The 19802-nt window shown below is 43.4% G+C and carries 12 protein-coding genes, 1 tRNA gene and 1 pseudogene; 10 read left to right on the top strand and 4 right to left on the bottom strand.

Annotated elements, in window-relative coordinates:
- Window positions 1-25: 25 nt before the first annotated feature.
- Entirely contained in the window at window positions 26-2248 is a 2223-nt protein-coding gene (locus L2740_RS05310) for an efflux RND transporter permease subunit (RefSeq protein WP_248949066.1), read from the bottom strand.
- 234 nt (window positions 2249-2482) lie between these two features.
- On the opposite strand from L2740_RS05310, the gene L2740_RS05305 reads away from it, so the two are divergent.
- Window positions 2483-2558, top strand: a tRNA-Phe gene (locus L2740_RS05305).
- A gap of 201 nt (window positions 2559-2759) precedes the next feature.
- Here L2740_RS05305 and L2740_RS05300 read toward each other — a convergent pair.
- Window positions 2760-4622: pseudogene (locus tag L2740_RS05300) on the bottom strand (methyl-accepting chemotaxis protein).
- 250 nt (window positions 4623-4872) lie between these two features.
- On the opposite strand from L2740_RS05300, the gene lhpI reads away from it, so the two are divergent.
- The 4 genes from lhpI to L2740_RS05280 all read left to right on the top strand — a co-directional run bounded on the left by lhpI (window position 4873) and on the right by L2740_RS05280 (window position 8092).
- Window positions 4873-5820, top strand: a complete 948-nt coding sequence (lhpI, locus tag L2740_RS05295) for a bifunctional Delta(1)-pyrroline-2-carboxylate/Delta(1)-piperideine-2-carboxylate reductase (protein WP_248949065.1) — start codon at window positions 4873-4875, stop codon at window positions 5818-5820.
- A gap of 226 nt (window positions 5821-6046) precedes the next feature.
- A complete protein-coding gene (locus tag L2740_RS05290; protein ID WP_248949086.1) occupies window positions 6047-6628 on the top strand; it encodes an RNA polymerase sigma factor in 582 nt (193 codons plus the stop codon).
- Window positions 6609-7154 carry a hypothetical protein gene (locus L2740_RS05285; RefSeq protein ID WP_248949064.1) on the top strand — a complete coding sequence of 182 codons (546 nt, stop codon included), beginning with the start codon at window positions 6609-6611 and terminating at the stop codon, window positions 7152-7154. Before L2740_RS05290 ends, L2740_RS05285 begins: the two co-directional genes overlap by 20 nt.
- A complete protein-coding gene (locus tag L2740_RS05280; RefSeq protein WP_248949063.1) occupies window positions 7151-8092 on the top strand; it encodes a DUF4097 family beta strand repeat-containing protein in 942 nt (313 codons plus the stop codon). Before L2740_RS05285 ends, L2740_RS05280 begins: the two co-directional genes overlap by 4 nt.
- A 102-nt stretch (window positions 8093-8194) precedes the next feature.
- On the opposite strand, the gene L2740_RS05275 is transcribed toward L2740_RS05280, so the two are convergent.
- Entirely contained in the window at window positions 8195-9100 is a 906-nt protein-coding gene (locus L2740_RS05275; RefSeq protein WP_248949062.1) for a LysR family transcriptional regulator, read from the bottom strand.
- A gap of 286 nt (window positions 9101-9386) precedes the next feature.
- Between L2740_RS05275 and L2740_RS21445 the strand changes: the two genes are divergently transcribed.
- Entirely contained in the window at window positions 9387-14294 is a 4908-nt protein-coding gene (locus tag L2740_RS21445; protein ID WP_275974011.1) for a S8 family peptidase, read from the top strand.
- Window positions 14295-14457: 163 nt separating this feature from the next.
- On the opposite strand, the gene rsuA is transcribed toward L2740_RS21445, so the two are convergent.
- On the bottom strand, window positions 14458-15150 hold the full coding sequence (gene rsuA, locus L2740_RS05265; RefSeq protein ID WP_248469915.1) for a 16S rRNA pseudouridine(516) synthase RsuA: 693 nt from the start codon (window positions 15148-15150) through the stop codon (window positions 14458-14460).
- 378 nt (window positions 15151-15528) lie between these two features.
- Here rsuA and L2740_RS05260 point away from each other — a divergent pair, with 378 nt between their 5' ends.
- The 4 genes from L2740_RS05260 to L2740_RS05245 all read left to right on the top strand — a co-directional run bounded on the left by L2740_RS05260 (window position 15529) and on the right by L2740_RS05245 (window position 19783).
- Window positions 15529-17613: a M13 family metallopeptidase gene (locus tag L2740_RS05260; protein WP_248949061.1), complete on the top strand. Its 2085-nt coding sequence runs from the start codon at window positions 15529-15531 to the stop codon at window positions 17611-17613.
- A gap of 184 nt (window positions 17614-17797) precedes the next feature.
- Window positions 17798-18583 carry a RelA/SpoT domain-containing protein gene (locus tag L2740_RS05255; protein WP_248949060.1) on the top strand — a complete coding sequence of 262 codons (786 nt, stop codon included), beginning with the start codon at window positions 17798-17800 and terminating at the stop codon, window positions 18581-18583.
- Window positions 18584-18827: 244 nt separating this feature from the next.
- Window positions 18828-19232, top strand: a complete 405-nt coding sequence (locus L2740_RS05250) for an SMI1/KNR4 family protein (protein ID WP_248469912.1) — start codon at window positions 18828-18830, stop codon at window positions 19230-19232.
- A gap of 50 nt (window positions 19233-19282) precedes the next feature.
- Window positions 19283-19783, top strand: coding sequence for a DUF4447 family protein (locus L2740_RS05245; RefSeq protein ID WP_248949059.1), 501 nt, complete (start codon window positions 19283-19285; stop codon window positions 19781-19783).
- Window positions 19784-19802: the final 19 nt, after the last annotated feature.

The raw sequence follows: 19802 nt of genomic DNA, 5'->3' as shown, positions 1-19802 counted from the left end.
TGAATTCAAATAAATTCCGCTTCAATTAGATTTCAGTCTTAGCTTTAGCCTCTTTCGGTTTCATGACTATCCACCATAAATAAAGCACTGGCAGCATTAACACATCAAAGCCCCATGCAAAGATAACCACTAAGCAAGACAGTAAACTAAGCTGGCCTATCGGAGTAAAATCAGAGACTAAACCAATAGCAAAACCACAGGTGATGGTTAACGTTGTAAAGCTAATCACAGGCAACACCTGCTGCAAACTCTGCCACAAACTATCAGCACTGACGGCTAGTTTACTGTTAGCAGCTTTTAAGGGCGATATATGCGTATTGGGTAACTTCAACATTAAATGTAAAGTGTCATCAACAATAATGCCAAGCATCATCCCCAAAACAACGGCAGTGCCTAGGCTAATAAAGCCGCCATTTAATTGCCAAAGTGCAAACACCCACAGTAAAGGCAAAAAGTTAAGTAATAAACCTATTAGTCCATAAATCATCGAACCTTTTAAAATACTCAGCAAGATGGCTAGGGCAATCAATGCCGCTGCAAACGAAAACAACATATTATTGGCATTATCTACACTTAAATGAGCAAACAGCAAATTACTCCCCAGTGGCAGGCTCAGCTTAACACCAGCGCTCTGCTCTGCCAGCCATGTATCGACTTTACGCTCAAAAGCTATTAGCTCCATGGCTGTCATTGGCTGCAAATACAAGGTTATTAAACTCGATTGTTTATCCTGTGCAAGTTCACTCGCCAGCCCTAACTGTTGCACGCTATTTTGCGATAAAACTCGCCTAAATTGATTTTGGCCTATTCCGGCAGCTTTTATCCAATCACCGATATGCTGTACCGTTACAACCTCTGGCTGCTTTTTTAAATAACGGCTGAATTTATAAATGAAACTGATCTCGGCTTTATCAATTTGCCGCTCTTCAACAGTACTGACCACATAATGCTGTAAGTTAATCCCAGAAAAATATTGCGCCATTTTTTGGCTAGATAAAGTAAAAGGATTCGAGGATTTAAAATAGCTTAATGGATCATCATTTAACGTCAGCTTAGTCACGCTCACCAAAGCCAGCACACTGAAGATAACAATACCGGCTATAACCGCTTTAGGCCGCCGCGCATTGTATTTTGCAAGCTGGACTACGTTATCAAAGTTCAATAACCGCTTGGTTGATGCACTAGAGTATTGAGCAAAGAAAATTAAACTCGTTAAACACAGCAAATAATTACACAGCACCGCAAAAGCGACCAAGATGCCAAAGCTTTGGATCGGCGGAGATGGGCTCAAAGTTAACAAGCTAAAACCAAAGATAGTAGTGATACTTGAATAGAATAACGGTGCTTGGTTAACACTAACCGTATATTGCAGTGCCTCATTCGGACTTGCGCCGCCCCCAAGTTTAGTGCGCCACCCAAAATATAAATGCGAGCCATAAGCTAAGCCAAGCGTAACAATAATCACTGGCACAAATGCACTTATGGCGGCTAAAGTGAGATTAAGCCAGGCAGCCAGTCCAAGTGTGAGCAACAAGGTAATTAGATTGTTGAGCGCTAAAGCTAATATCCACATTTTCTGGCGGATAAACAACAGCGCCATTAAGAAGATAATCCCCAATAACGCAGGAGCAAACCAGCTAAGATCATGCAGTAACACTTTGGCATATTGCCAATTTAATGCATGAGTTCCGTTTAAATGCACCTCAACATTCAAAGGCTGCCAATAACGCTGGCTGTTAGTTTCTATAGTTTGTAGCACTTCATCGAGCCATAGGCTTTGAGTTGCAAAATCAGTAAGCTTGCTATTATCCAACTGAATTTGCAGTAAAATCGCACGGCCATCTGCAGATAATACTGATGACAACCTTGGGTGAGTTTTATACGCGAGGATTTTTTCAGCTTTGGCTGTTCCCAAAACAAACTGGTTATAGCCCTGAATGCTAATAATATTGGAGTCACTATTAAGCATTGTTAAAAAGGCTTTCAACTGAACTTCAGCACTGTCATCACGCCAATCTTGCTCAGTCTCTAGCAACATCCATAATTGATCATGGCGCTCAAACTTGTCAGTCATGCTATTAAGTGCAGTTAAACGCGGATCTGACGGTGAAAAGTAATCGCTAAAATCGACATCAAGGTTTAAACGATAATAGCCCGCTAACGAAAATATCAATAAGCAACCAATTACCACAAACAAAGCAATTGGATGACGCTGGATCTTCCAGATTAAATCTATTTGGCGCTCCACTTAGTTCTCCCTTCAGAGGCCGATCACTCAAAAATCCCTAATACGGTGTGTTTTTCACAAGTGTTAGCAGCATGGCTAACTAAGGCTATCTGCTCACTCTCTGCAGACAGATAAACTGCCATTGCTCATAACTAACTCTAAACGACTATTTATTCAACGCTTAAGCAAAAAAAGTCATCTTTTTGTAAAAATGGGTTGACTCAAATCGGTAAAAGCCTTTTAATAGCGCCCGTTGCCCGAATAGCTCAGTCGGTAGAGCAGAGGATTGAAAATCCTCGTGTCCCTGGTTCGATTCCGGGTTCGGGCACCAATATTTAGTTTAGGTGTTACAGCAACAACTAAACCTGCAATAAGGCAAATTAAGACCTTAAATTGCAAAATTAAAACCTCGCCTAGCGAGGTTTTTTATGCCTGAAATTTACAACTCGCATTCAATTCAAGCCACCAACTCCGCATACAAAAAAGCCCCGAGTCACTCGAGGCCTTTGTGTTAAAGCTATGAAATTAAGTTTTAAACTTTAAACTTACTCACAGCATCTTTTAAAAACTCCGCGCGTTCCCGTACATCATCAGTCGCACTTGAGTTTTGGGTAGCAACGTCCGCCGTCTCTTGGGCGATATCACGAATAACCACCACGTTTTGATTCACTTCAGCGGCAACCATGCTCTGCTCTTCAATTGCCGCAGCGATTTGGGTACTCATATCTAGAATATTAGTCACATCACTATTAATCTGCTGCAATAACGTACCTGCTGAAGCAGCTTGCTCTGCACTTTGATTACCTTGATCGCGACTAGCTTGCATTAAGCTCACAATCGAATGGGTACGCGACTGCAAAGTTTGAATGATTGAAGCGATTTCTTCAGTAGACTCTTGGGTTCGCATTGCTAAACTGCGCACCTCATCGGCTACAACCGCAAAGCCACGTCCTTGCTCACCCGCCCTTGCTGCCTCAATCGCTGCATTCAACGCAAGTAAGTTAGTTTGCTCGGCGATGCCACGAATAACATCGAGTACGCTACCGATTGTTTAGCTGTCTTTTTCTAACTCGCTAACCACAGCAGCAGACTCATTAATTTGTCGCGCTAGATGTTCAATTCTTTCTATAGTTTGCTCAACGCCAGTTTTCCCTGTTTGCGCGTTATCATGGGTCATACTCGCTTTGTTAGCCGCCAACTCAGTATTTTTAGCAATTTCATCAATGGTCGCGCCCATTTCGGTAATCGCCGTTGCTACCATATCTGTTTCATTGAGCTGATTCTCTGCGCCTCGAGATGCCCTAGCCACGTTAGTAGATAGCTCCTGGCAAGATTGGTTCATGGTCTCAACCGATTGGGTTACTTGATGAATAAGCTGCTGGAAACTCTCAACCATACTATTAAAGTGAGTTGCGATTTGCCCAAGTTCATCATTACTTGAGTCATCACAGCGCATCGCCAGATCTTTATTAATCTCAATATGGGTTATTACCTCAGTGATCCGCTTAACCGGCTCTATAATGCTACGAATAATGGTTAGCGTGGCAAATGCCAGCAGCAGCGCAATCAATACGGCAATCGACAAGCCAACAATAAATGCCGAATTTTGTTTTTCAGTAATCGCATTTAACGCTAATGACTCAAGCTGCTGCAGAGCTTGCTCAGTTGTGGCGACAGCTTTACGCAATTGACCAAGTTCACCTTCAGAAATACTTAACCCCATTTGTCGCTCTTTATCGACAAGCGCTTTAAAGTCGGTATCATATTGCCCCATCAGCTTAGTCACTTGTTGTTTCGCTTCAGGTGCAAGCTGCGAGCTTGCCAACATACTACTAAATTTAGCTAGACTGGCATCAAACTTAACAACGTAACTTTGATTCCGCCTAAGCATAAAATCCTTTTCGGCACGTCTTAACTGCAGCATTTGCACCATCAAATTCGGCTCATTATATCGGCCTACCATCTCTTCAACTTGATGCACCGCGCTACGCAAAGTGCCATATAAACCGGTTTTAGGCGTTAAACCAATCTGCTGATTGAGGTTGGTGACACGCTTAAAGGTATCGCTATAACTCATTACGGCTTGATTAAACTGATTTAGGCTAGCGGTGGGAATATCGTACTTATCAAAATCAGTTTCTAATTGAGCGACGATGGCTTTCACTTGCTGCTGGTTATCTTGGTGTTGGCCTATGTACTTAACATCGTTTCTCGACAAAAAATCTTTTTCGTCTTTGCGCAGACTTAACATCTCATTGTTGAGCGTTGCGATACGCATTGATGTGTTGGCGAGATCGGTTTGCACTTGGCTAAAGTAAACTTGAAGGCCGAACATGGCGGCTAGTGCGGCAATAGATACGCCAGCACTTAACAATAATTTGTAACGTATTAGCATTTTTACATCTCTTATTATTTGCTGATATTACTTTAGGAAACACTGGATTAAGTATCGCCCAGACCTGTCACAGATCTTTATCGGCCGATTATATAGCAGATTTAACTACAAAAAAGCTCAAAAACCGCAAACATTAACCAACACACGCTAACATTCTAATTATTAAGTTGAAATATAATTAACCATCGAAAACTAATTTGACTCTAATCAGCCCCACAAATAGTATAAAATATACTTTAAAGGAGGTTTCATGATCGTCATTAATGCAGAGTCCGTTCACCAATCGCTTAATTTTCTAGATTTAATCAATGCTTTAGCTGAAACATTTTCCCGTCCAGCAGGAATGCCGCAGCGTCGAGTATTTGAGTTGGATAACTCGCCTCAGCATCATGACGCTTTTGCAGTTCTGCCTTCTTGGAATGAGCAATCGATTGCAGTAAAAGCCTTCACTTACTTTCCCGATAATCCTAATAAGTCTCCTGAGCTTGCTAGTCTTTACTCAAAGATAATGTTGTTTAGTCGTGAAACTGGTGAGCCACAGGCTCTTGTAGACGGCACTAGCGTGACCTTTTGGCGCACAGCAGCCATTTCCGCATTAGGTAGTCGCTTCTTATCTCGTAAAGATTCTAACAAGCTATTAGTTTTCGGCACCGGTAAGCTAGCTCACTTTATGGCACTCGCTCACGCGAGTGTGCGTCCAATAACCCAAATCACCGTTTGTGGACGCAGCGAAACCAAGACTCAAAAAACGATTGAACTAATAAGAAATAAACGCCCAGATATTGAAGTACTGCAATGTACTAACATAGAGCAAAGCGTGCGCGAGGCCGATATCATCAGCTGTGCTACGGGTTCAGCAACACCACTATTTGAGGGTAATTGGGTACAAGCTGGCACTCACACAGACTTTGTTGGTAACCACAATCACGACAAGCGCGAATTTGATAGCCAACTGATTGTGAAATCCTCGGTGTTTGTTGATTCGAAGATCAATGTTTTTGCCGAAGCTGGTGACTTATTAATCCCTGAAAAAGAGGGCGTATTTGCATTAAGCCAGGTTAAGGGGGAGCTAGGCCAACTTTGTAAAGGTGAGATCTCAGGCAGAACAGGTGATACAGAAATAACCTTATTCAAAACCGTTGGCACTGCACTTGCTGACCTTGTCGGCGCCCAGCTAGTCTTTGCCAAACTAAGCTAACAAGCTAGGCTTGTTCCCACATACAAAAGGAGCATCTATTGCTCCTTTTGTTTTACTACAACTTAAAATTATTCGCTAATTTCCTTTTACATACTGCGCCAACACTCAGTTAGCCTCTATCTCTAAAAATAATTTCTATTGCATTTAAACCTTTTTAGCTATTGGCTATGTCTTATATATATCGACCGCGCACAAGGAAATGCCAGTGACCGCAACAAAGCAGGTAATGGAGTTAGCTCAACTTCAAGAACCTGAACTAATAGCCAAAGCCAAACAAGGTGATAAACATGCCTTTAAGCAGCTATACCAAATACACCACCAGCGCGTGTATGCCCTTTGTTTGCGTATTACAGGACAAGTCGCTCTAGCAGAGGAAGCTACCCAAGACTGCTTTGTCAGGCTTTGGCAAAAGCTACCTCTGTTTCGCGGTGAAAGTCAGTTTACAACTTGGCTGCATAGTCTCAGTGTTAATCAGGCACTATCAAGTGTGAAGAAACACCGTTCATTTTGGGCTCGCTTTGTCAGTCAGGAAGTCGATATCGACTCGGTTAGTGATGAATATGAAGATCTCGACAAGATCTTGCTTAAGCTGCCGGAGCGAGCTCGTATTGTATTCGTGCTACATGCACTCGAAGGTTACAAACATGAAGAGGTAGCCAGCTTAATGGGGATCAGCGCAGGTACCAGTAAAGCTCAATACCACCGCGCGCAAAAATTACTACAACAGCTAATGAGTCAACATTCGTTAACTAACAAAAATATAGGCCCAGCAGATAATGGAGGCCAGTATGAGTCATGCAAACATTAATAACCTAGATAGCCAGCTTGCAAAGCTAGTAAAGCAAGCGCCGAAAGAGATCGCCCCCGAGCAAGATCTTTGGCTAGGCATTGAAAGGCAACTCGACAAAAGCGAGTTTCAACAAACTAACAGCAAACGCTCGCAGCAATGGCGTCGTCTAGCGGTTGCCAGCATCCTATTACTGACTGGAGTATTAGGTAGCAATATTTGGCAGAGTAGTATGTTACCAACGACGGAAGGTTCAGCCTTACTCACTACTCTGGCTGACATTCGGTTACAGCATCAACAACAGGTTGAGCAATTAAGTGTGCAGCAACATGTAAATTGGCAAACTAGCCAGTTTAGCGATCCGCTCGAAGAAGGGATCAAACAATTAAGACAAGCGGCAGAACAGATCTACCAAGCACTACAACAATCCCCCAACGACAAGGAACTTTGGCAGCTTTGGTTATGGACTCAAGCAAAAGAAATCGAGTTACTCCAACAAGGCCAATCTCTGCCAGTTACACCATTATCTCAAGGAGCTTTAATATGACCCATAAACTGATTAGTGCTTTAACAATTAGCACGCTACTTCTTTGCCAAAGTGCATTTGCAGCGGAGCGTATTCAGCAGCAGCAAAGCGTACAAGCAGACCCAAGCGTTAAGGTTAAGGTGCAGCGCGGTAACGTCACTTTTAAATCTTGGGATAAAAATGAAATCGCCGTCAGCGGCACCCTCGATGAACTTAGCCAAGGTTTTATTTTCAATGTTAGCGGTAACAAGGTGACCATTGAAGATAAGTTGCCACGCCAATATAGTGGCAGCAATAAAGACGGTTCAGTACTCACCATTACTCTGCCAAGTCAGCTAAAGCTGCATGCAGAGGGGGTATCAGCCGATTATGCGCTAGATTCATTGGCTGGTAAGCTTAATATCAGCTCAGTTAGCGGCAATATAAAAGCCAACAACTTACAACAAAAAGCCGCATTACAAACCGTATCAGGGGATATATTGAGCCGTAGTTTAAGCGGAAAAGTCAGCTTACAAACGGTATCGGGTGATATTAAAGACACGCAAAGTAGTGGCTCGTTACGTTACCAACTCGTAAGTGGTGAACTTACCGCTGATACTCAGGCTAACAAAGTATCAGTAGAATCGGTCTCTGGTGATGCCACTATCGCACTAGCAAACGTGGATAGCCTCAATATCAAAACAGTGAGTGGCGATCTTGAGTTATCACTGAATACTCTTACTGAAAGTGCCACCCTTGGAAGTGTAAGTGGCGACATTGAGATTAAGTTCTTAAGTGCCGCCGATGTGAACGTTGATATCAATGGTGGACCCGGCGGAAAAATTATCAATAAGCTAACAAACGATCTTGTATCAAAAGCAAAGTACTCACCGCAGAGTTACCTAAAATTTCAAACAGGCAATGGCAATGCAGAGCTCAATGTCTCTACTATCAGCGGTAAAATTGAATTAGCAAAATAGCCTCAATTTTTAGCCGGTAAATATTAATAACAATGCTAGATAAACAAAAGCCCTATAAGTCACTCTCACGCTGCAACTTATAGGGCATTTCAATACCTCTTATTACTCCACGACACCTGAGAGCATTAACTGCAAAAAGCGTTTAGCGGCAATGCTGCTTTGTGTTCTTAGCATTACGACACTAAAACATACATCAAGTTGCGGCATATCTTGCGGAGTAAAAATATGTAGCTCATTTCTAATGCTCTCATCGAGTAGTGCAACTTGCGGAGTCAAAGCTAACATTTGTGAATGCTGAATCGCGCCAATAATAGGCGGGAATGCGTCGTAATGGAGCAAACCTGAAAAGTCACTGCGGTATTGAAAAAAAAGATCGCCAAACATATCCAATACACCAGCAGGTAAGTTTCTAGGAATAGCCAAAGGAAACTTTCTAATATCAGCTAATGTTAGTGTCGATTTACCTGCTAATGGATGATCTTTACGGGCGCAAAAAACCGCATTATAAGAAGGTAAATTAAAGCTCTGAACCAATGCTTCGTTGCCAATTTCCTCCCCCTTAACGTCAGTAACCAGCAAAGATAATTTACCTTGCATAAGCTTAGTTAAATTATGCTGCCAAGTACCTTCTGAAAGTTCAACATGTACATCAGGGAAGCGATCAATAAAACGGCCAATTGTCGGCCCTAGAATTGTATTAGCAGGAACAGGGCTCGCACCAATAGCTAAATGGCCACTACTTTTGCCTTGCAAATACTGCAGCTCTTTTCTCAGGGTATCTACCCCCTGAATAATCTCTTCACTATGACTGAGAACCAGCTCGCCTGACGCAGTTAGCGACATCGCCTGATGCCCGCGATTCAATAATTCAGTGCCGAGCAGATCTTCTAGCCTTTGAATACTGCGGCTCAATGATGGTTGAGCTAAATTCAATCGCTGCGCTGCCTTTTGGTAATTTCCCTCTTGAGCCAACACAGTAAAATTTCTTAAATGCCTAAATTCAATCATGACTCATCCAAAGCCAACAGTTAACAAATTAACAACATACAGAGGTTGAAAATCGTGGACAAGCCAGCCGCTGTTACAACTTGTATCAGAACTGATGCAAAAAAAACATATCAACAAAAAACCCAACTGATTGTTATTTATAAATAATATATTAACAAAAACTAAAGTGTATACAAAATACGCATAAGCTAATACGCATAACGCATTAGCTCTAAATGGTCCTCCACCGTTAAAAAAACACAGCGTGATTAACAACCACGCAACAACAAATAACAAGGAATGGACCATGAAACTCAAAAAAATTAGCATAGTCACGCTCGCAGCGTTATATGCTACAGGCTTAGGGACACTTGTCGCTAACCCGTTATCAGTAGATACCAAAAATGGTGGCAATGAAGACCTCATCGGTATCAAGCTAACGCCAGAGCAAATCGAACAATATAAGAATAAACCCAAGCATCCTGGCGTAAACCAAGCAAATCGCCCTGGCCAAGTAGGCATGAACGTCCACCGTGCAGCTAAAGGCAGCAGCCATAAAGCACAGTTTGTATGGGAAGACGAAATCGAAGGTGAACACACTTACATTATTCAATTAATGGATTCACCTATCGCACTTTACCAAGGTGAACGCCCCGATTACGCCGCAACATCACCGCGTAGCAAGCAACCTTCAATGCGCAGTAATGAGCGTTTTGGCACTCTAGATATTAACAGTGATGCCGTTAAAAACTATCGAAACTTCCTTACAGAGAGCCAAGATGTTACTGCCAGCAAAATCAGAGCCGTAGCACCTCGCGCAGAAATTAAACGTCGCTTTAATGTGGCGCTAAATGGTATGACTATGAGTCTAAGCCAGCATGAAGCGGCTAAAGTCGCCGAATTGCCAGGTGTAAAAGCAGTGACTCGCGCTAAAGAATATAAACTGTTTACTGATGTCGGCCCAAAGCACATCGGTGCCGATATGATTTGGCGAGGAAACGGTGTACCAAATAGTGTAGAAATGCGCGGTGAAGGTATTGTTGCCGGTATTATCGATACTGGTATTAACTCTGATCACCCATCATTTGCAGCCGTTTCCGGCGATGGTTATGTTCACAGTAACCCACTCGGCGAAGGCAACTTTGTTGGTGACTGTGTTGAATATCCAAATATGTGTAACAGTAAATTAATTGGTGTACGTTCATACGACATCATTACTGACACCTTTAAAGATCCTATCTTCCAACCAGACATCCCTGAATGGGAAGTCGACTACAAACGTGCCCCTACAGGTGAAGATTACAATGGTCACGGTTCTCACACCGCTGGTACTGTTGCGGGTAACGTATTAAAAAATGTCGCTTACCAGCTAGCGGGGATGGAAGAAAAGTCTGACGGTTTCGATACGCCACTAGTGTTCCCTGAAATTTCAGGTGTTGCACCACGTGCCAATATTATCGCTTACCAGGTTTGTTACCCAGGCGGTGGCTCATTTGGCGAAACCTTCGGTGGCTGCCCGGGCGATGCACTCGTAGCAGCAATTGAAGATGCCATTGTTGATGGCGTTGATGTTATCAACTTCTCAATTGGTGGCCTTGAATCACTACCTTGGTACGATGCCATTGAAATGGCGTTTCTCTCTGCACGTGAAGCCGGTATCTCTGTTGCTGCGTCAGCAGGTAACTGGGGCCAGTATGGTCCATCTTATATTGACCATGTATCACCTTGGTTAACCTCAGTTGCGGCCAGCACTCATGGCCGTCAAATTGAGCCTATCGCAGGCCGTATTAGTGATTATGTTGGCGACAATGCCCCTGATGATATTGAAGGTTACGGCATCACAGGCGACTTTACCGGTAACTTAGTCGATGCAGCAAACTTTGGCGATGGTCTCTGTTTAGAGCCATTTGCGGAAGGTACATTCGATAGCAACGACATTGTACTTTGTAAGCGTGGCGACATTGCCCGTGTACAAAAGGGAATCAATGTCGCTGAAGGCGGCGCAGGTGGCGTAATCCTTTATAACGCTATCTCTTGGGATGATGGTCAAGGCGGTAACAGCCTAAACTTAAACCCGTTCCCAATCCCGGGTATGCACGTCGATTATGATGCAGGTAATGCATTAGTTGATTGGGTTGCCAATTCAACTGCAACCCCGCAAATCAGTATTTATGAATCAGAAATAACAGCAAGCGAGCGCGAAGCCGATATTTTAGCTAACTTCTCTTCTCGTGGGCCAAGTACCACCAACCCTAATACTATGGTACCGAATGTATCAGCACCTGGAGTCGATGTATTTGCAGCTTATTCAGATGAAATGCCATTTAGCCTGTACCCTGCACCAAGTGACTATGTCGCGATTAGCGGTACCTCAATGTCTGGCCCTCATGTAGCCGGCGCCCTAGCTTTACTGACTCAAGCGCACCCTCAGTGGACACCCGCAATGATCCAGTCAGCATTAATGATGACGGCACAATCAGGTAAAGCCTATAACAACGATTATCCACCAACACTTGAAACTGCGACCTTCCACCAAATGGGTAGCGGTGTTATCAATGTTGCCCGTGCTGTAAAAGCCGGTCTAGTAATGGATGAAAATGGTGACAACTACCGCGCAGCTAACCCAATGGAAGGCGGTGATGTTACGGCACTAAACGTACCATATCTAGTCAATGCAGAGTGTAAGAGCACTTGTACTTGGATGCGTACTTTTACCGCAACTCAAGACGGCGAATGGACTGTTGATACTGAGGTCCTAGATATGGATGGCGCGCCATTCTTAGAGCTAGATGTTCACCCAAAAACCTTTACGGTAAAAGCTGGTGAAACACAGAGCATCATGGTCACGGCAAAAGTACTTGACGTAACCTCAGTAAATGCAAGTTCTGCTAATCTAGATTTATTTGGTAAGGTCAATCTAACCCCTGCAAATACATCGATTCCAGATCAGTACTTACCGGTTATAGCCAGCTTTAGCGGCTCAACCCTACCTGAAATCGTATCAGGCCTTATCCATCGCGATAACGGTACGTTATTAACTCCAGAACTCATGACTAAAGAGATCGCTGAACTGAATGTTAAAGTTCATGGTTTAACCGCGGGTAATGTTGTTGAAAGTCAACTGAGTGCTGCTTATATCGACTTTGAAGATCCTCAAACAATAGCCAATAACCCAGGTATTAACGTTCACTTCTTCGATGTACCAGAAGGAACCGCTCGCATAGTTTGGGAGCAGGTATCGCAAGATAAAGCTGCTGCAAGCTCACTCGATATCGGTATGGATCTCAATGAAAATGGTCTGGTTGAATGGTACGACGAAGCAATCTGTTATTCGTTTACCGATGTACAAGACTACTGCGCAATTAATAATCCGATGCCTGGTCGCTATTGGGCAATGTTAGGTAACTTCAAACGTCCTTGGGGTGATGAAGAAGACACATTAGATAGCATCACTACCAGCCTTGCGGTTATTCCAAGCACAGACAATGGCGATCTAAGCGTCACTGGCCCACAAACAACCAATGGTATTGATCCTTACAACCTAGCCATGAACTGGTCACTGGATGGTGCAACCAAAGGTGAGCGTTTTTACGGTTTAGTTGAAGTAGGTAATAGCGCTGACAATGTCGGTAATCTTGGCAAGATGGCGCTTAACTTAGTCCATGCCGGTGACGACCTGATGATTAGCACCAGCCAGCAGCAAGCTAAAGAAGGTGACATTGTTCAAGTAAACGTACAATTAGCACCAAACATGTTAGGTCTTGAGCGTGATGCCAACATGCGGATAGCCCTACCAGACGGCTTACAGCTAGTAGCAGATTCAGTAATGGCTAGCAGTAATAACCAAGACTTGGCCGATTCGCTGACAGTTGAAGGTAACCAAATTAATCTTGCAACTATGCAGCAAGCCAGTAATACACAAGCCCGAGAGTATCAATTTACTACCAGTGAAAATGACTTAACCTGTCGCGTTCCTGTAGGTTCAAATCCGTATTACTTAGACTTGTATAAAGAAGCTAATATTGAGCCAGAGTTTGCAATTAGCGGCCGCGCCAATGAGATCTTAACTATTCCACTTAGTCTATTTGGTATCGATAGGATCCCGCTTTATAACAACAACCCTGACTACATGGAAGAAGATGTTTTATCTATTTCACCAGGTGGTTTCATTCAGTTAGACAGCATGCCACTGTTCTGGTCATTGCACTTCCCAATGGATGGGCAATTCTTCCCAGATACAGTTATAGCGCCACTTTGGCGAGGCGATGGCATGATCATGCCTGAGTTCAACTTGAACACAGAGTCTTACGATGGTGTATCGCTTGCCTCGACAACTGACGGTCGTTACTTAATCGTTGAGTGGGACAACATGCGTCAAGAGTTTGCCTTTGGTGTTAACTTCGATCCTGACTACGATGCGCGTTATAGCTTTGAGCTCCTTGCCTCTACAGAGCTTAACTTTGCAGCAGGTGAGCATGAGTTTATTTTTGCCTACGATAAAATCAGTGGTCAGAAGTCGCACTTAGGCTCAATCGGTCTGCATGGTTTCCATGGTCCACGCGGCACCTTTGGTCCAGCATACGGTTACAGTGGTTCAAGTTTTGCTTTTGATGATGTCGATGAAAAAATCTCAGAAGGTCTAGTGGTTTGTGCTAACTACTTCGGTCCTGAGCAAACAGCCATTGATCTGTCATTCTCTGTACGTGTTGGTGCAGCCAGCGTAGGTCAAGATCTACAAATTGCTGTAGATAGCGACTACACAGGTAGCGACAGCATCACTACCAGTACTTCACTTAACGTGCCATCAAACCTTGCGATTGGTGCACTGAGTAACATGAGCGTTGATGAGAACAACAGCATCAGCTTTGAAGTCATGGTACAAGACAAAGAGAACACCGCTAATGGCATTCAAGTAGCTGCAGACAACGTGACTGCAACGGTTGAAGGCAATATGGTGACACTAACTCCTGATACTGATTGGCATGGTGAAACTATGGTGAGCGTAACAGCCCACGATATGGCTTTCCCGAATGATGCGGTTAGCACAAGTTTTATGCTTACCGTTAATTCTGACGGAACCGAACCGACAACAAGTACGCCACAACCAGAGGTGGCTGAGCCTGCACCGGAGACGGATTCAAGTGGTGGTAGTTTAGGTTTCTTAGGTCTTGCATTACTTGGCTTATTTGCAGCTGGTCGTAAAAAACTGCATTAATACCAAGATTTTTAGAGTACTAAGGTTAAGTAAACGTTTTCATTGTTTTCACAACGCTTAACCTTATTTTCTTCGGCCCTCAAATGAGGGCCTTTTTTTAGCACGAGAACGATTAACTGACTTGCTAAACACTTGCTTACTAATCTTTGTCGCTATAATAGCTTTATTTAACAGATTTAATCTCTGCATCAGTTAAATAGCGCCACTCACCCAGTTCAAGCTCAGCATCAAGTTCAATTGCCCCTACACTTTCACGGTGCAGTTTAGTCACTTTATTGCCAACAGCTGCCAGCATACGCTTTACTTGATGGTACTTACCTTCAGTAATCGTTAAACGTGCTTGATTCGAGCCTAAGATTTCAAGCTCTGCAGGCTTAGTTAAACCATCTTCATTATTAAGCTGTACACCATCTCTAAACTGCTGCACTAAATCGTCAGTCAGTGGCTCTGCTGTTTCTAATAAATAACGCTTGCCGCACTCTTTCTTTGGCGAAGTAATTTTATGTGACCACTGACCATCAGTCGTAATTAGCACCAGACCTGTAGTGTCTGCATCTAAACGGCCAGCAATATGTAAATCTTCAGGGCGGATAACGTCAAGCAAGCTAATAACTGACTGGTATTCTTCATCAATTGTTGAGCAAATTGTATCAACAGGCTTGTTTAACATGATAAAGCGCGGGCCAATAATAGTTAGCAGCTCACCCTCTAGGCGGATCTCATGCTCATCAGTGACCTTAAAGCCTGAGTTTTTAACCACTTCGCCATTACAAGTTACATCGCCACGATGTAGTGCTTTTTTGGCAGAAACACGAGAATGTGAAGTTGACTCACAAATAAATTTATCTAAACGCACAGGCAGAACTCAGCTATATAACCATAATGGCCGACATTATGAGGCCAGTGTGACTAAAGGGCAAAGTTTTGCGTACTTTCGATGGTAAACAAACAACATAGTTTTGCAGCGAGTCTGTGAAGTTCTATCAATAACAAGCTGTTCTTAAATGCTAGCTGGCGGCTTTTCATATAAGTAATTTTGTCAAAATAGTAATTAGTTACAAACTGACGCTTGTTGGAAGCACGCCAAAAACATTAACATAAGTAACCGTATGTATATTTATAGACCTAAAACAATCGGTAATTAAAGCGCACCAATATAGCGCTCAACTAGTCGTAATTGATAAAACAGACTAGATACAATAACAATTGACGATACAGACTAAAGGAAGAACAAATGAAAAAAGTACTCGTTGGGGGCTTCTGCGCTTCCCTTATCGTTGGCCTCAGCGCTTGTAATAGTGAACCTACCGAAGTAACGGCACCAGAAGCAAACAAAACAGAAACCGCTGTTGCGGTTGAGCAAGCGCTCACATCAGGCATCGACTTTGCTAATTTCGACAAATCAGTTCGCCCACAAGACAACTTCTATGAGTATGTAAACGGCACTTGGATTAAAGATACGGTCATTCCAAGCGATCGCACCAGCTCTGGTGCCTTTTACGACCTACGTGAAAAATCACGTGATGACGTAAAAGTCATTATCGAAGAAGTTGCCGCAATGCCAAATCTAAAAGATGGCAGCGACGAGCAAAAAGTGGCGGCTTTATATAATTCATTTATGGATGTCGATACCCTAAACAAGCTTGGCGTAACGCCTATTGCTAGCGAGCTTGAAAAAGTAAACGCGATTAAATCAAAAGACGAGCTAGTCACTTACTTTGCTCGCAGCCAAATTCAAGGCGGCGGCACGCCAATGGCGTTTTATATTAACGTCGATGCCAAAGACTCAAGCCGCTATGCCACTCATATTTGGCAATATGGCTTAAGCTTGCCAGAAAAAGATTACTACCTAAATCAGGACGAGCGCTTTGTGAATATTCGTAAAGCCTATCTTGAGCACATTGAAAAGATGTACAGCTTAGCGGGTCTGCCAAATCCAAAAGAGAGCGCAGCAGCTGTTTTGGCACTCGAGACCGAAATTGCCAAAAAGCATTGGGATGTGGTTGAAACGCGTGACAGCACTAAGACTTATAACAAATACCAAATCAAAGATCTGCCAACTTTAGCACCGGATATTAACTGGGACGGTTATTTAGCGACCCTTGGTGCTGACAAGCAAGCCGATATCATTATCAACCAACCAAGCTATATTCAAGGCCTAAACCAAGTCATTAAAGATACCGATTTAGCGACTTGGAAAACTTATATGCAGTGGCACGTGCTAACTCACGCAGCCAGCACGCTAAGTGAAGATCTTGATAACGAGAACTTTGAGTTCTTCTCTAAGACTCTAAATGGTCAACAAGAGCAAGAGCCACGTTGGAAGCGCGGGGTTTCAACCGTAAACAGCTTACTCGGTGAAGTTGTAGGTAAAGTGTACGTGAAACGCCACTTTAAGCCTGAAGCAAAAGAGCGCATGCAAGTGCTCGTTGAAAACCTACGTGGCGCATACGGCGACAGTATCGAGTCACTTGAATGGATGAGTGCTGACACCAAAGTCGCTGCTAAAGATAAACTGGCTAAGTTTGATCCTAAGATTGGCTACCCAGATCGCTGGGAAGACTACAGCAAACTCACCATTAAAGCCGATGACTTATATGGCAACAATGTACGTGCTAGCGAGCTAAGCCATGCTAAAGAGCTTGAAAAGCTAGGCAGCCCAATCCGTAAGTGGGAGTGGCACATGACGCCACAAACTGTAAACGCTTACTACAACCCAACCATGAATGAAATCGTGTTCCCAGCAGCGATTTTGCAGCCACCGTTCTTTAACATGCAAGCAGATGACGCCGTTAACTACGGTGGTATTGGCGCTGTTATTGGCCACGAAATGGGCCATGGTTTTGACGACCAAGGCGCTAAGTTTGATGGCGAAGGCAACATGCGTGACTGGTGGACCGAGCAAGATTTAACTGAGTTTGCCGCACGTGGTAAGGCGCTGGTTGATCAATACAACGACTACGCAGTATTTGACGACTTAAATGTTAATGGCGAACTAACTCTTGGCGAGAACATTGGTGATCTTTCAGGTGTAACCATTGCTTACCGTGCTTATAAAAAGTCACTTAACGGCAAGCCTGCACCTGTAATTGACGGCTTAACAGGCGACCAGCGTTTCTTTATTGGTTTCACCCAAATTTGGCGTGCAAAAATCAAAGAAGAATCAATGCGTAACCGTGTAGCAACCGACCCTCACTCACCAGCAGAGTTCCGTGCAGTAGGCGCATTATCAAATATGCCAGAATTCTACAGCACCTACGATGTTAAGCCGGGCGATGCAATGTATATCGCACCTGAAAAACGCGTCAAAATTTGGTAATCCAAGCTAGCTAAATTTAGCCTGTTTTGCACAAAATAAAAAAGCCGTTGAGAACACATTTCTCAACGGCTTTTTCACTTTTAAGCGATCTCTCCCACACTATGAACAAATGTTAATTTGCCATTCAGCGTAGCTTAAGCAATATCAAGTTAGATTACAGTCACAGCCACAAATTAGGACAGCTATGAACCGGATCTTACGGACATTTTTCATCTTCTTACTGTTACTGTCGACCCGTACAGCCTTTGCTCACACTGTTGATCACCAGCAAGGCAATACCAAGAATAACGGCAGTTACTGCGCCAAACTTGCTCTGTCTAAAAACCTTGATGGCCTTACCGCTATTCAGTCAATGCAATATCAAGTGCCGAGACAAACTAGCGCCGATCTCGACACCTTATACAGCCAAGCCAATGATGCTCAGCAAGAGCTAGCACAGCTACTTAATATGATCAGCAAAGAGTCTCAAACTCAATCAATACTTGCCGATATTAAAAGCCGTGAAAGAGCCGAAGCCAAAGTACAAAATAAGCTTGATAACGATGCTAGCCAACTTACCGACCTAGTACGCGCCAGCATTGTTAGTAACGATATTCACAACCTGATGCAAGCGTTTGATTTACTCAAAACAGACAGCCAAATTATTCAGGTTAAAAACCGCTTTGCAACGCCAAAAGAGTCTGGCTACCGTGACTTAAACCTGCTGGTAAAATTACCTAAATCTCAAATGATTGCTGAAGTGCAGCTACATCTAGCCGACATTGCAGAGATTAAAAGCGGCGCCGAGCATCAGGTTTATGAGCAAGTGCAATCAATTCAGGCATCGGCTAATAAACAGCAACGTGACTTAAGTGAAATTGAAACCGCAAAAATCACTCAGCTACGTCAAGAGTCACACAAGCTTTACCATAAAGCGTGGCTTAAATATAAGCGTAACGACCAAGCTAATATTATTAGCGCCGCGGCTTAATTCTCACCCAGTAAAACAAGCTTAAGCGAAACAGTTAAAATCAAGGAGCCAATATGGCTCCTTTTTTATTGTTTACCGCCCACCAGCTAGCCTGCATTAACGTCAATCACTATTACCAAAAGCCATGCTAGGCGAGCAACTTGTTATCTGATGGCTATATCTCATACATCAACCTGCACTTCTTAGCGATTTGGGTATATACTCCGCCCCAATAGTTAACAGACCCAAATGCCTCTAAGAACTTATGAACGATATCATTGAGCAACTCCAAGAAATGAGCGAAACGGTACCTGTACCGTTAGAGCTAGCAACTTTTGAACAAATTGTTGAAGTGGAAGAAGAAATTCTTATCCCACTACCAATGGAGCTAAAAGAATACTTACTTTATGCCAGTGATGTTATTTGCGGCAGCCTAGAGCCAGTAACCGCAAGCGACCCTAATTCGCATACTTACCTGCCAGAAGTGGCCGCGTATGCGTGGTCAATCGGCTTACCGCGTGAATATGTGCCAATCTGTCAGCAAGGCGATAGCTTTTTCTTCATTAGCCAAGAAGGCCAAATTCAACTTTGGCAAGATGATGAGATCTATGAAGACGACTCTTGGGAATCGTTCTGGGACTGGGCTGAAGAAGTTTGGATGCGCAGCTAATACAGCACGTATAAGCCCACGCGTCCACGAAAATTATTTAAGGAAACAACATGTCTAAAGAACTTGGCCTAAATGCCATTGAAATGCAGTACCTTCGTCATTCTCTTGCACTAACCACTGCGCAAGTTGCTGAAATCGGCAAAGTAACAGAAGCTGACGTCATCTCATGGGAAGCTGGCGAAAAGCCTGCACATATGCCTGTGCAAAAGAAGCTAATGGAAATAGATGAAGCGATTGAAATGCAAGTGCTTAATACTTGTGATGGTATCGAAGAGTTATTTAAGACTGAGCCAAAGCGCACCCTAAGCTTTGTGGTTTATCCAACTCAAGCTTTATATGCCCAGTACAACCCAGAGTTTTTAGGCACTTTGCCACTTGCTGAACTATATAACGTTTCGGCTTACCGCATTAAGAAAGAATGCAAACTCATGCTAGAAGTTGACGTGGTACTTGTGCCATTAGACTTTGAATCATACAAAGCATTCCGCGATAAAGACGGCTTAAAAGAAAGCCGTGAAAACCGCGCACTTTGGGCTAAAACTCAGCTATAAGCGTTAGATTCGAGGTCCT

It is taken from the genome of Shewanella pneumatophori, from assembly GCF_023283895.1.
GTDB classification, from domain to species: domain Bacteria; phylum Pseudomonadota; class Gammaproteobacteria; order Enterobacterales; family Shewanellaceae; genus Shewanella; species Shewanella pneumatophori.
The sequence above is the reverse complement of the archived record's forward strand: the minus strand, read 5'-3'. Positions and strand labels throughout refer to the sequence as shown.